Raw genomic sequence first — 13,896 nt, 5'->3', positions numbered from 1 at the left:
CGGATTGGCGAATGATTACAGCACCTGCGGGCAGGCAAGCCCCGCCAGCAGGCGCCGGGCGGAAAGCGGGTTCAGCGGCCGTTCGAACCCCATTTCCAGAAACAGCCGCGCGCCTTCGGTGCGCAGGTCGATCAGGAAGCGCCGGCCGCCGTCGCGTTCGCGCAGCCGCAGGGGCGCCAGCAGGCGCATCAGCCCCCAGGGGCCGGGCTGCTGCAACCGGGCCGCGCCCTCGGGCGTGGCGAAGCTGACCTCGATCCCGGCGGCGGGATCGGCGCCCGGCCAGTCCAGCGCCACCGCATCCCCCGCCGCGCCCACCGGCCCGCCAGCGCCGCCGATCAGCAGCGTGGCCCGCCCGCGTTCGGCCAGGGCGGCGGCCGAGATGCGCAGCCCCGGCGCCAGCGCCGCCCCCGCCGTCAGCGCGCGTTGCAGAAAGGCGGCGCTGTCGGGGCTGAGCCCGGCAAAGCGCGCCTCGGGCTTCCAGCGCCAGGGATCGGCCTCGCGGTCCAGCAGGGTGGCGGCGCGCGCGGCCAGGAAACGGTCCATCGCGCCGCCCGGCCCGATCAGGGCGGCGACCGCGGCCGGATCGGCATCGGGCCCCTGGGCAAAGGGAAAGCGCCCGGCCAGCGCCGGGGCGCAAAGCGGCAGCACCTCGGCCTGCCAGGCGCGGGTCAGGGGGTTGGTCAGGTCGCTGGCCTCGGCCGCGCCGCTTTCGGCCAGCGTGTCCTCGACCAGCCGGCCGATCAGCGGCGGCGCGTCGCGCAGCGCGCGAACCGTGCGCGCCCGCGCCTGCACGCCAAGCAGCCGGCGCTGCGCATCCGCCGCATCCGCGTCCATCGCCCCCAAGGCCACGTTCAGCTCGGCAAACAGCGCGGCGATCTGGGCGATGCGGCCGCTTTCGACATATTGGATCTCGGGGCCGAAGCGGACGGCGACGGCCAGTTGCAGCGCGTGCGGGCGGCTGCGGTCGGTGCCGCCGGCCTGGCGCCAGACCTCGGCGATCAGCGCCGCCAGGGGCGAATCCGGCCGCGACAGCGCCCCCGAGACCAGCACCGCCCGCCGCCGGTCGTCGAAGGAGCGCAGTCGCAGGTCGCCCAGCCAGTCCTGCCAATGCTGCAAGGTCGCCCCCTGCAACAGCGCCATCACCCGGTCGGGGCTGTCGTTCTGCGGGGCGGGCACTTCGGCGAACAGCGCCGCGCCGGCCTGCCTTGCCGCCTCGACCGCCAGGCCCGCGCCGCGGGCGCGCGCCATGTCCCAGCCGGCGGCGGTGTAGAGCCCCGGCACCGGCCGGTCCAGCGGCAGGCCCGAGCGGCGCTCGGCAATATCCGCCAGCGCGGGCAGCGCCTGCAAGAGGTGCCAGGGCGGCAGCGCCGCCGCCTCGGCCGAGCGGCGCAGCTCCAGAAAGGCGCGCTCGGGCTCGGGCGTCTCGGCCGCAAGGACGCGCGCCTGCGCCAGCAGTTCGGCATCGGGCGGCGCGATGGGGGTGTCGGGGCGGTGCGGCAGGGCCAGCAGATGCGGGGCAAGGCCGACCAGGGCGGGATCGGCGCCGGCGCGATCCTCGGCCCAGCCGGCCAGCCAGGCGGGTTGCCAGTCGGCCGCACCCGACAGCACCGACCAGGCGCGCAGCGTGTCATAGGCGGCGGCCGGCTCGCCCTCGCCGGCCAGGGCGGCGTCGATGGCGCGGGCCAGGGCCGGCGGCAGGTGGCGGGCGCGCCCCTGGGCCAGCGCAGCGGTGGCGCGGCGGGCGGCATCGCGGCCAGTCAGCCAGCCCAGCGGGCGCACCCGCACCCGCGCGATGCCCGCCGCCACCTGCGCCTCGGCCCGCCGCAGCCGGTCGAGCCGCGCGCCCAGGTCGGCAAAGGGCGCATCGCGGTCCAAGCCCGCCGCCACAGCCTCGGCCTGGAACAGCCGGTCCAGCGCCCGGCTTTGCCCGGTCTCGACCCACAGCGCCCAGGCCAGCGCGGCCAGCAGCCAGGCCGCCGCCAGCACCGCCAGCATGGCGCCCCAGCCGGCGGGCCGGCTGCGGTCCAGCGCCTGGCGCCGCGCCTCGGTCCGGGCCAGGCAATCGGCCACCAGCGCGCGCACCGGGTCCAGCTCGGCCCCGCCGCGCCGCAGCGCCTCGGCCAGGCTGGCGCCGTCCATGGCGCCAAAGCCGCGCGCCGCGCCCTGCCAGCCCGGCAGCGCCGGATTGGCCGCGCCCGCATCCTGCAAGAGCAGCGCCAGCGCCGCCCGCGCCGCCGCCACCGCCTGCGGCGGCAGGCCCGCGCGCAGCGCCTCGGTCCCGAAGCGGTCCAGCAGCACCCGCGCATGGCCGGCCAGCGCCGCCATGTCCTCGGCCACCCAGGGCAGTCGGTCGGCATAGGCCAGCACCGGCCCGGCCAGCCGTTCGGCGGCGGCGCTCAGAGCTTCCCCTCGGCCTGCCATTTGCGCAGCGTCTCCTCGCCGATCTCGAAATGCATCGAATCCTCGCGGCTGTTATAGGCGGCGCCCCAGAACCAGCCCTCTTCGTTGAAATATTCGGCCAGGATCAGCAGGCCGAACTGCGTCGCGCCATCGGCAAAGGGATCGAGCTGCCCCTCCAGCGTCAGGTCGATGGCCGTGCCCCAGGAATGGTTCGAGATCGACCGGGTGGAGCCGCGGATCAGCCGCGCGCAAAGCCCGCCGGCGGTGCCCAGCTTGGCATGGATGTCGGGATCGCTCTGCTCCAGCCGCTCCAGCACCCGCGCCAGGCTGTCGAGCGCGGGCTTCAGCATGGTCACGGTGATGGGACCGACCTTGCGCGTCTCGATCAGCGCCCGCAGCCGGGGGTTGGTCACGGGCTGGCAATCGGTGTTGTAGCTGTCGCGCGGCGGCCCCAGGATCGCCAGCATGGTCGCATTGCGCGGCTGGGTGATGCCCTTGTTGAAGCGCGACTTGGCCAGCCGCATCTGCTCGGTCAGCGCCTCGGTCGGGGGCGGGCTTTCGAAATCCTCGCCGCCCAGGTCCGCCGGAGGGGCGGCCTGAAGCGGCGGCGCGACCGGGGCGCGGTTCGCCACCAGGCTCAGGTCGTCGCGCAGCTGCGCCAGATCGGCGCGCAGGCCCTGGCGTTCCACCCGCGCCTCGGCCAGCGCCTCGCGCAGCAGGGCCAGTTCCGCCTCTTGCCGGGACAGGCGCAGCTCGGTCGCCTGGTCGGCGCTGTCGAGAAACCAGGTGGTGACCGCAAAGGCGATGGCGCCGATCACCACGCCGATCGCCACGATGATCGGCGCGGCCAGGCTGCCCGCCGGGCGCGGCGCGCGGGCCCGGCCGCGCCCCGGCATCGCGCTGCGCGCGGGCGGGGCGGTCGGCGGGGCGGGACGGCGGCCCATCTCAGCCCGGCCCGATGTCGACCACGATGACCGAGACATTGTCCGGCGCCCCCGCCGCCAGCGTCTGCTGCAACAGCCGGGCACAGGCGGCATCGGCGGGCGTGCCGGCGGCCAGCGCCGGGCCGGGCCGGGTCTCGCGCAGCGCCTGCGCCAGCGCGGCATCGGCCAGCACATGCGTCAGCCCGTCCGAGCAAAGCAGCAGCCGGTCCCCCGCCGCCAGGTCCAGCGCCGCCAGTTCCGGCGCCGCCCCCGCCCCCACGGCGCGGGTGACGATATTGGCCTGGGGGTGGTCGCGCGCCGCCTCGGGCGCCAGCCGGCCGGCATCGACCAGCTCCTGCACCAGCGAATGGTCGCGGGTCAGCCGCGCCAGCCGGTCCTCGCGCAGCAGATAGGCCCGCGCGTCCCCGGCCCAGGCCAGCGTCAGCCGCCCGCGCCGGATCACCGCCGCGACGGCGGTGGCGCCGATCACCGCGCCCTCGCTGCGGCCGCGCACCGCGATCAGCGCATCGGCCGCGGCAAAGCGCGCGGCCAGCGCGGCGGCAGGGTCTTCGCCGTCGGCGACCGTCTCGAGCGCGTCGATCACCCGGTCCGCGGCATAGCCGCCCAGCCGGTGCCCGCCCATGCCGTCGGCCACCGCCCAGACCCGGCCCGAGGGATCGACCAGGATCGCGTCCTCGTTCTGGTCGCGCACCGTGCCGCGATGGGTCAGCCCCGCGCCCCTGACCGACAGGCCGCGCCGGGTGGTGGGACCGTTCACCGGGTGATCCTTTGCGGGCAAGGCAGCCTCATCCCGAACAATCGCGCAAGAATTGAAAACATCTTTAGTTTAGCGTAAAATAATCTTTCAGGGATGCAGTTTTTTTATGGTGATTCCCGTGCTGCGGACCGGCTTGGCCATATTGTCCGGTATTTGCCTTCTGGTCGGTTCCGCCCAGGGGCAGGACTTGACCGAAGAACAGATCCTGCAACGCTTCGAGGCCCAGCGCGAGATGTATCGCGCCACCGTCCAGGGCCAGAAGACGCGCGGGCTGGACATGATCGCCGTCCCCCAGGGCGGCGAGCCGGCAGGGGCCGAGGCGCCGGCAGAGGGCGGCACCGTGGTCTTCGGCGAGTTCGCGCCCGAGCTTCAGGTCAATATCGCCATCCGCTTCGCCTTCGATTCCGCCAGCATCGCGCCCGACCAGCACCCGCTGCTGGAAAAGATGTGCGGGGCCATGCGGCAGTCGGACGTGGCGCTGTTCCGCATCGTCGGCCATACCGACGCCAAGGGCTCGGACAGTTACAACGAGACGCTTTCGAAGCTGCGCGCCGAAGAGGTGCGCCGCTGGCTGGTCCAGGATTGCGGCATCGCCGCAGCGCGGCTGGAGGCGCTTGGCATGGGCAAGCGCTTCCTGGCCAATCCCGCCGACCCGGCGGCAGCCGAGAATCGCCGGGTCGAGTTCCAGGCATTGAGTTGACGCGACGGGCCGCCCCGGCAGCGGCTGGATACCGATAAGAAGAACGCTTTCGACGGGCTGACGAAACCGGGGCGGCATCCCTGCCGCCGCATCGTTCGGGGGAGGCAGGAACGTGACATCTGCAAGACGCGGCATCCGCCGGCCACGCCCCTTCGCCCGCCCGGCAGGCCCGATCGCGGCGCTTGCCGCGGCGGCCCTGCTGGCGGGGCCGGCGCAGGGCCAGACACGGATCCCGACCGCAAGCCAGATCACCCAGGACAGCTACCAGCCGCCGATGCAGCGGCTGACCGGCGCGGTGGTGTTCAGCGGCTCGCCGGGGCTGGCCGCGCCCGAGGGCGCCGAGCGGCTGTCGATCCAGCTGGCCGATGTCCGGGTCGAGGGCGCCCTGCCCGGCAGCGAAACCCGCATCGCCGCGCTGCGCCAGCGCCTGATCGGCAAGCGGATCGCGGTGTCCGAGATCTTCGCCGCCGCCTCGGATCTGGAGGCGGGCTTCGTGCGCGACGGCTATGTGCTGGCGCGCGTGGTCATCCCGGCGCAGACGCTGGAGGATGGCGGCCCGCTGCGCCTGACCGTGGTCAACGGCTTTGTCGAGAAGATCGACACCAGCGCCGCGCCCCCCGGCCTGCGCGCCCGGCTGGACGCCGTGACCGCGCCGCTGATCGACCGCCCCACCCTGCGCCTGCCCGACATCGAGCGGCGGCTGCTGCTGGCGGGCGACATGTTCGGCGTCGCGCTGGGATCGGCGCTGTCCACCGGCGCCCGGCCCGGCGGCACAGTCATCATCCTGAACCCGCAATTCCGCACGATTACCGGCTTCGTCGGGCTGGACAACAGCTTCTCGCGCGAGCTGGGGCGGTGGAACCTCAGCGCCGGGGTCGAGCTGAACAACCAGCTCGGCCGGGGCGAGGTGTTCTACCTGCGCGCCTCGGGCCATCCCAAGCTGGGCGAGCGGGGCTATCTGGACGACCGGCCGCAATTGCGCACGCTGGCGGGCGGCGCGGTGTTTCCGCTGGGCAACGACGGGCTGACCTTCGGGATCGAGGCGGCCAGTTCCAAGGCCGGGCCGGACAGCGGCGACGTGGCCACGGCCTCGGATTTCGACCGGCTGTCTTTGCGGCTGTTCTATCCGGTGGTGCGCTCGGTCAAGCGCAACATCTCGGTCACGGCGGCGCTGGACCTGCAACGCGACCGGCAGGATCTGGAAACCGGCGCCGGCGATTTCGGGATCTACAAGGACCGCACCCGCGTCCTGCGCCTGACCGGCGAGGGCAACTGGCAGCTTTCCGACCAAAGCGCGCTGCGCATGGCGGCCGTCCTGTCGGTGGGGCTGGACGCCCTGGGCGCGCGCAGCGCCGCCGAGGCGACGCCGGCCGAGCCCCTGTCGCGGGCCGGCGCGGATGCGGATTTCCGCAAGCTGGAGCTGTCCTTCCGCTACGACCGCGACTTTCGCCAGGACTGGAGCATGGCGCTGTCGGGGCAGGCGCAGAGCGCCTTCGGCGACCCGCTGCTGTCGAGCGAGCAATTCGGCATCGCCTCGACCGAGGGGCTGTCGGCCTTTGACCTGGGCAGCCTTTCGGGCGATTCCGGCTGGTTCCTGCGCGGCGAGGTGGCGCGGCATTTCCCGGCGCAGGGCTTCGGGCACCCGCTGGTGGTCAGCCCCTATGTCTTTGCCGCCATGGGCGCGGTCCATCTGGAGAATCCCACCGTCGACGAGGCTGCGCGCATCGAGGCCAGCTCGTTCGGCATCGGCGTCGATCTGCGGCTGATCCGCGATCCCAGCTATTCCTCGGCGCTCATCAGGTTGGAATACGGCAAAGGGAACAGGGACGATGGCCAGGAAGATCCCTCGCGTTTCACGATCGTCAGCACCTATCGCTTCTAGCCCCGGCCGCAGGCTTTGGGCGGCGCTGCTCATGTGCAGCGCGCTGGTGCCGGGACCGCTGGCGGCGCAGACCCTGCCCAGCGGGCCGAACGTGGTCGGCGGCAGCGCCAGCGTCACCACGCCGAACCCCGGCGCCATGCGGGTCGACCAGCAAAGCGACCGCGCCATCATCGACTGGACCAGCTTCAGCATCGGCGCCGGCGGCTCGGTCCGGGTGCATCAGCCGGGGCGCGATGCGGCGCTGCTGAACCGCGTGACCGGCGACAGCCCGACCCGGATCGACGGCTTCCTGGGCGCGAACGGCCAGGTCTTCGTCGTCAACCGCAACGGCATCCTGGTCGGGCGCGAGGGGCGCATCGCCACCGCGGGCTTCGTCGGCTCGACGCTGGACATCTCGAACGAGGATTTCACCGCCGGCCGGCTGCGCTTTTCCGGCGACCGGCCCGGCAGCGCCGAGAATCGCGGCCGCATCGACATCATCCCCGGCGGCTATGCCGCACTGCTGGGCGGGCGGGTCGCCAACAGCGGCACGATCCGCGTGCCGCTGGGCACGGTGGGGCTGGGCGCGGGGCGGCGGGCGGTGCTGAACCTTTCGGGCGACGACTTCCTGTCGGTGGCCCTGCCCCCGGCCGAGGACGGCGACGCCATGGCGCTGGTCCGGCAGCACGGCCGCATCTCGGCCGATGGCGGCGTGATCGAGATCGAGGCGGCGACGGCGCGCCATGCCGCGCGCCATGCGATCAACCTGACCGGCGTGACCGAGGCGCGCACCGTCTCGGGCCGCTCGGGGCGGGTGGTGCTGGGCGGCGGCGACGGCGGCCGGGTGCGCATCGCCGGCCGGGTCGATGCCAGCGGCGGCCGGCGCGCCGCGGCCCCTCCGGTCAGCGCCGCGCGGCCGGCGGCGCGGCCCGAGCGCGGCGGCAGTATCACCGTCACCGGCGCCGAGATCGCGCTGGAGGGCGCGGTACTGGATGCCAGCGGCACCGGCGGCGGCGGGCTGATCCGCGTCGGCGGCGATTATCGCGGCGGGGCCGGCCTGCCGCGGGCGCGCCGCACCACGCTGGACGCCGGCACGCGGCTGCTGGCCGACGGCATCGGCCGTGCCGATGGCGGGCGGATCATCGTCTGGTCGGACGAGCATACCCGCTTGGCCGGCGGCGTGTCGGCGCGCGGCGGCGACATGGGCGGCGACGGCGGCTTTGCCGAGATCTCGAGCCATGGCGCCCTGGCGATCCGCAGTTCCGACGTGCGGGTCTCGGCCCCCCGCGGCCGGCCGGGGACGGTGCTGTTCGACCCGCAGAACCTGCGCATCGTCGACGAGGAGACCTTTGACCCCGACGATCCGACGCATGTGCTGGTAACGGACATCTATGGCATGTTGCTGGACCCCGGCCACTATATCCTCTCGACCGCGGGCGAGGGCGACGATGCCGGCGACCTGGTCGTCGATACGCCGATGACCCTGACCTTTGCCGCCGGCGCGGCCAGCCATCTGGACCTGCGCGCCGACAACGACCTGCTGGTCAATGCGGCGATGAGCTGGAGCGGGCCGGGCCAGCTGTCGCTGACCGCCGGCGCCGGCCTTACCACCCTGGGCGCGCTGAGCTGGGGCGGCGCGACGGCGCTGAACCTGGCGGCGGGCGAAGGCATCGCGCTGAACGCGCCGGTGCAGGGGCCGGCCGGGGTGCTGAACCTGCAAGCGCCGCTGGTCACGGCGGCGGCGGGCGTCTCGGTGGACAGCTTCCGCCTGAACGGCGCCTCGCAATGGCGGCAGGTCGCGGCCACGCTGCCGGGCTTTGCGGCGCGCGATTTCGCGCTTTCCGACACGGCGGGCTTCCTGCGGGCGACGGGCGGCGCCGGGACCGCCGCCAGCCGCTATGTCATTACCGATGCCTATGGGCTTCAGGGCATCGGCTCGGCCGGCTATGCCGGGGCGCATTACGCGCTGGGGGCCGACATCGCCGCAACGGGCACGGCCGGCTGGAACCTGGGCGAAGGGTTCCGGCCCATCGGCAGCCGCGGCACCCCCTTCTCGGGCAGCCTCGATGGCGCCACGGCGGCGGGCGGGCGCCATGCGATCAGCGGGCTGGCGCAGGTGGTCTCCTCGGGGCCGGGCGGGCTTTTCGGCATCATCGCTGGCGCCACGATCCAGAACCTGCGCCTGCTGGACATCGCGCTGGAGGCGCGGCAAAGCTTCGCCCCCGTCGCGGGCGGGCTGGTCGGCGAGACGCAGGCGGGCAGCGCGCCCAACGTGATCGAGAACGTGCTGGTCGCCGGCCGGATCGCGGCCGAGATGGGCGAGGATTCGGTCAGCAGCGCCAGCTTTGGCGGCCTGGCCGGGCTGTTCGGCGACGGCCGCATCGCCGATGCGGAATCCCGCGTCGCCCTGGCGCTTGCGGGCGAGGCGGACGGCTGGGGCGACGTGATCCTGGCCGGCGGCCTTGTCGGGCAATCGCTGGGCGGGATGACGATCACCGGCAGCCGCTATGCCGGCAGCATCGATTCCGGCTTCGACGGATCCGAGGACAACAGCGAAGGCTTCGCCCCCGCCTCGCGGATCGGCGGGCTGGTCGGGCTGACCCAGGAGGGCGACAGCATCGCCGATTCCACCGCCGCCGCGCAGATCTCCCAGACCGACAACGGCAACTGGATCATCGGCGGGCTGGTGGGCGAGAACGCGGCGGACCTGTCCGGGGCCTCGGCCAGCGGCGGCATCACCCTGTCGCAGGACGATGTCGGGACCATCCGCCTGCTGGCCCTGGGCGGCCTGGCCGGCACCAGCAGCGGCGCCATCTCGGACGCCTGGAGCGACGTTTCCATGGACCTCGACACCGCGGGCTATGTCCGGGCCGGCGGGCTGGTCGGCGTGAACGAGGGCACCATCGGCGCCGCCTATGCTCTGGGCGGGCTGGGCCTTGTCCTGTCCGGCCTGCCCGAGGGCGACAGCATCGCCGAGATCGGCGGCCTGGCCGGCGCGAACGAGGGCGAGATCGCCGATGCCTTTGCCGACAATGCCGTCAGCGTCTCGGGCAATGCGGTGACGGCGGCGGGCGGGCTGGTCGGCTGGAACCTGGGCACCATCGCCCGCGCCCGCGCCTCGGGCAGCCTGGAGGTCGCGCTGGACGGCACCGAGGCGCTGGACGGCCCGCGCTCGGCCCTGGGCGGGCTGGCGGGGTGGAACGACGGAAGCATCGCCGATGCCTATGCGCTGGCGCCCGTGACCTATTCCGGCAACCTGCCCGCGACCATCGGCGGGCTGGTCGGCTCGAACGCCGGCGGCATCGCGCGGACCCATGCGGCGGGCCGGATCAGTTCCACGGCCGCGGCGGGCCTGCTGCGCATCGGCGGGCTGGTCGGGGCCAATGACGAGGGCGAGGGCACCGGCAGCACCACCGCCTCGTTCTGGGACCGCCAGGCCAGCGGGCAGCAGCAATCCGCCGGCGGCAGCGGGCTGACCACGGCGCAGTTGCAGGACACGGCGGGCTTCATGGCCCGCGCGACGGGCTGGAGCTTCACCACCACCTGGGCGCCGGGCGGCAATGGCGCCTATCCGCAGCTCTACAGCATCGACCCGGTGCTTTGGGCCGAACTCGCGCCGCTGTCCGCGACCTATGGCGACGCCCTGCCCACGCCCGGCGGCACGGTGCATGGGCTGGGCCGCTACCTGTTCGGCGACCAGCCCCTGGTCGCGGGGATCTTCGGCCTGCCGGCGGGCGTGCGCAATGCCGGAACCTATCCCATCCAGACGGCGGGCAGCGTCACCTCGGCCGAAGGGACCGGCTATCGCATCATCGCCTCGGCGGCGAGCCTGACCATCAACCGCGCGCTGCTGACCGTCTCGGCCAACGACCTGAGCAAGACCTATGGCGAAGAGCGCCGGCTGCTGGTCGGGGACGCCACCGCGACGGGCCTGCGCTATGACGACCGGCTGGCCGCGCTGGACCTGGCCAGCGAGGGCGCGGCGGCCGGGGCCTGGGTCGCCGGCTCGCCCTATGTCATCGGTGCCGGCGGCGCCCGGATCGAGGGCGCGGGCGGCGATGCGACCGGCAATTACATCATCACCTATGCCGAGGGCGCGCTGGAGGTCTTGCGCCGCGCCATCACCATCGGCGCCCGCGACGCCGCGGCCCGCTTCGGCACCGCGCCGGTGCTGGACTGGGCGCTGATCGCGGGCACCCTGGCCCAGGGCGACGCGATCACCGACGTCCTGCTGGCCAGCGATGCCGCCGCGGCAAGCCCGCCGGGCGCCTACGGCATCACCGCCGCGGACGCGCGGATGCTGGCGGGGGCCGAGGCGAACTATGCCATCACCTATGCCCCCGGCACCTTGCAGATCCTCAGCCCCGGCACGGCCAGGGGGTTGCCCATCGCGCAGAACACCCTGCCGGAGACCGGGCTGCCGAACCCCACGGACGGCCCCCTGCCCCTTCCGGTCACGCTGCCGACCGATCCGCCCTTGATCACAGACGGCGGCGGCGTGCAGGAGGACGGGCTGGCCCGGCTTGCCGCCCTGTCGGACGAGGTGTCGCAGATGATCGACGCCTGCAGCCAGCACGAGGGCCAGGCCGAGGACATGCTGGCCTGCCTGTCGCGGGCGCTGGACCGCTATTCCAGCGCGCTGGACCAGCTTTCGGCGGAACTGCCGCCCTCGATGCAGACGGTCTCGGCCATCCTGCGCCAGGCCAGCGCCGAGATCGGCGCGGCGCGCAGCCGGGCGATGGACCGGCTGGCCACGGCCGGCAGCGATACCGAGCGCCGCGCCATCCGCGGCGACGCCCTGCGCGAGGCCAGCCAGGCCATCGCCGGCGCGCGGGCCGAGATTGTCAAGCAGATCGCGCTGCTGCGGGTCGAAGACCCCGAACTGGCCCGCGCCCATGCCCGGCAGGAGGGGCTGATCCTTGCCACGGTCGAGAAAGCCGATGCCGTCCTGGTGCGCGCGGTCGGGCTTTAGGCCCGCCCTCATCCTCGCCGCGCTAGTCGCGGCACTGTTCCTGGCCGCCGAGGCCGCGGCGGCGCCCAAGGTGGCGCTGGTGATCGGCAATGCCGCCTATGGCGGCGTGCCGGCGCTGGACAACCCCGCCAACGATGCCGAGGACATGACCGCGGCGCTGCGCGACCTGGGCTTCCAGGTGATCCTGGGCGTGGACAGCGACCAGGCGCAGATGCGGGCGCTGATCGGCCAGTTCGGCGCGGCGGCGCAGACCGCCGAGGTGGCGCTGTTCTACTATGCCGGCCATGCCTTTCAGGTCGCCGACCGGAACTATCTGCTGCCGCGGGATTTCCGACTGGAGCGGCTGGACCAGGCCACCGAGCGCACCGTGGCGCTGGATGAGGTGCTGGGGGCGATGGCCGGGGCGCCGGGGGTCAAGATCGTGCTGCTGGACGCCTGCGGCGACAATCCGCTGCGGCTTGCCGGCGCCGGCCGCGGACTGGCCCGGATCGGCAGCCCCGCGGATTTCCTGATCGCCTATGCCACCCAGCCCGGCGCGGTGGCCTTTGACGGCGCCGGCCGCAACGGCACCTTCACCGAGGCGCTGCTGAGCCATATCCACACCCCCGCCCAGGACATCGGCGAGATGATGATCTCGGTGCGCAAGGACGTGATGGCGCGGACCGGCGGGCAGCAGATCCCCTGGGACGCCTCGGCGCTGACCCGGCGGTTCCGCTTTGCCGACGGCCCGCCCACCGCCTCGCCCGAGACGCTGTTCTACCAGGTCTCGGTCCGCGCCGCCGATCCGGCGCTGCTGCGGCTTTACCTGCAGCGCTATCCCAACGGCAGCCATGTCGGCGAGGTGCTGGCGCTGCTGGCGCAGGATCCCTCACGCACGGGCCAGGCGCGGCGCAGCATGGGGCCCGAGGCCGAGGGCGCGGCGGGCGAGCAGCTGTGGGATCTGGCGCGGCGCAGCCGGCTGAAGCCGCTGCTGGAAAGCTATGCCCGCAGCTATCCCGACGGGCCGCATATCGGCGAGGCCCGGCGGCTGCTGGCCGAGCTTTCGGCGCAGGCCGATCCCGGCCCCGCCCGGCGCTGTGAATTGCTGGCGACCCATCCGCGCGACGGGACCGAGACCACGCCCGGCGTCTCCTACGAGCTGCTGGCGCAGAACGCCGTCGAGGCGATGCATGCCTGCGACGAGGCGAGCCGGCTTCACCCCCGCCAGGCGAAATATGTCGCGCTGCTGGCACGGGCGACGGCGGCGGCCGGCCTGCGCGCCGAGGCAGTGGCGCTTTACGAAACCGCGGCCGGGCGCGGCGACCTGCGGGCCATGGTCAGCCTGGCGCTGCTGAAGGAAACCGGGGACGGCGTGGCCCCTGACCCGGCCGGCGCGCTGGCGCTTTACGAAAGGGCGGCCGCCGCCGGCAGCGCCGATGCGGCGATCAACCTGGCGGTGACGCTTCTGGACAGCCCCCGCGCCCAGGACCAGCAGCGCGGCATCACGCTGATGCAGCAGGCCTCACAGGCCGGGTCGCCGATCGCCACCTTCAACCTGGGCGTGCTGGCGCAAGAGGGCCGCTTCGGCGATCCCGGCGACGCCCGGACGCTGTTCGAGCGCGCGGCGCGCGAGGGCGAGCCGCGCGGCCACCGCGCCGCGGCCGTGCTGCTGGACGAGGGGCGCGGCATCCCCCGCGACCCCTCGCGCGCGGCGGTGCAGCTGCTGCTGGGCGTCGCGTCCGACGATGGCGGCCTGCTGCGCGAGCTGGCCGAGCAGGGCGGGAACTGGAACCCCGAGACGCTGAGCGCGCTGCAACGCCGCCTGGCGCGGGCGGGACTGTTTCAGGGCCCGGCGGACGGCATGCCCGGCCCGGCGCTGAGCCAGGCGCTGGAACTGTGGCGCAACGGCGGCTTCGACGCGGCGGCACTGTCGGGCTGAGCGCGGCCGCCACGCCGGCAATGCGTCGGAACCGGCCGGGTCTTGCCGGGCCTTGCCGGGCATCTGCTGCCTGCGCAACCCCTGGGATCGCTGCCTGCCGCACAGCCGGCCCCCAGCGGCAGTTCAGGGGAGGACCTGTTGCAGGAACGCGCGCGCGGGGGCCTTGCGGGTTGCTGACGAAATCGCCGGGTGTCGCCTCCCTCGACCTTCTGACCGCAGCCCATCAAGATCCCGGTCGGCGCCCGGCCGTGCGAAGCCCATCTCATCGGTAACGCAGGGCATGGCCACGCCCACTTCGGCCGGACCGACCATGGTGTCGAGGACATCCTTGATCTGAACCTTAA

At 73.7% G+C, this 13,896-nt stretch carries 7 protein-coding genes; 4 read left to right on the top strand and 3 right to left on the bottom strand.

The window, feature by feature from the left end; all coding sequences use genetic code 11:
• Positions 1 to 15: 15 nt before the first annotated feature.
• Genes KF941_RS00120 through KF941_RS00110 form a run of 3 tightly spaced genes read right to left on the bottom strand, consistent with a single transcriptional unit; the run spans position 16 to position 4,101 of the window.
• Positions 16 to 2,421, bottom strand: a complete 2,406-nt coding sequence (locus tag KF941_RS00120; RefSeq protein WP_214272237.1) for an ImcF-related family protein — start codon at positions 2,419 to 2,421, stop codon at positions 16 to 18.
• Positions 2,397 to 3,344, bottom strand: a complete 948-nt coding sequence (locus tag KF941_RS00115) for a M15 family metallopeptidase (RefSeq protein ID WP_240540174.1) — start codon at positions 3,342 to 3,344, stop codon at positions 2,397 to 2,399. Before KF941_RS00115 ends, KF941_RS00120 begins: the two co-directional genes overlap by 25 nt.
• A gap of 1 nt (position 3,345) precedes the next feature.
• The gene (locus KF941_RS00110; protein WP_214272236.1) at positions 3,346 to 4,101 is read right to left on the bottom strand and encodes a protein phosphatase 2C domain-containing protein; all 756 of its coding nucleotides are present in this window, start codon (positions 4,099 to 4,101) and stop codon (positions 3,346 to 3,348) included.
• 187 nt (positions 4,102 to 4,288) lie between these two features.
• Between KF941_RS00110 and KF941_RS00105 the strand changes: the two genes are divergently transcribed.
• The 4 genes from KF941_RS00105 (at position 4,289) to KF941_RS00090 (ending at position 13,552) form a co-directional block, all read left to right on the top strand.
• Entirely contained in the window at positions 4,289 to 4,801 is a 513-nt protein-coding gene (locus KF941_RS00105) for an OmpA family protein (RefSeq protein ID WP_166435530.1), read from the top strand.
• 112 nt (positions 4,802 to 4,913) lie between these two features.
• The gene (locus tag KF941_RS00100; RefSeq protein WP_214272235.1) at positions 4,914 to 6,683 is read left to right on the top strand and encodes a ShlB/FhaC/HecB family hemolysin secretion/activation protein; all 1,770 of its coding nucleotides are present in this window, start codon (positions 4,914 to 4,916) and stop codon (positions 6,681 to 6,683) included.
• Positions 6,684 to 6,714: 31 nt separating this feature from the next.
• Entirely contained in the window at positions 6,715 to 11,634 is a 4,920-nt protein-coding gene (locus KF941_RS00095; protein ID WP_214272234.1) for a filamentous hemagglutinin N-terminal domain-containing protein, read from the top strand.
• A complete protein-coding gene (locus tag KF941_RS00090; RefSeq protein ID WP_214272233.1) occupies positions 11,603 to 13,552 on the top strand; it encodes a caspase family protein in 1,950 nt (649 codons plus the stop codon). Before KF941_RS00095 ends, KF941_RS00090 begins: the two co-directional genes overlap by 32 nt.
• Positions 13,553 to 13,896 lie beyond the last annotated feature (344 nt).

The sequence above is a fragment of the Paracoccus sp. pheM1 genome (genome assembly GCF_018499825.1).
In the GTDB taxonomy this organism is placed as follows: Bacteria; Pseudomonadota; Alphaproteobacteria; order Rhodobacterales; family Rhodobacteraceae; genus Paracoccus; species Paracoccus versutus.
This window is presented reverse-complemented; position numbering and strand designations above follow the sequence as displayed.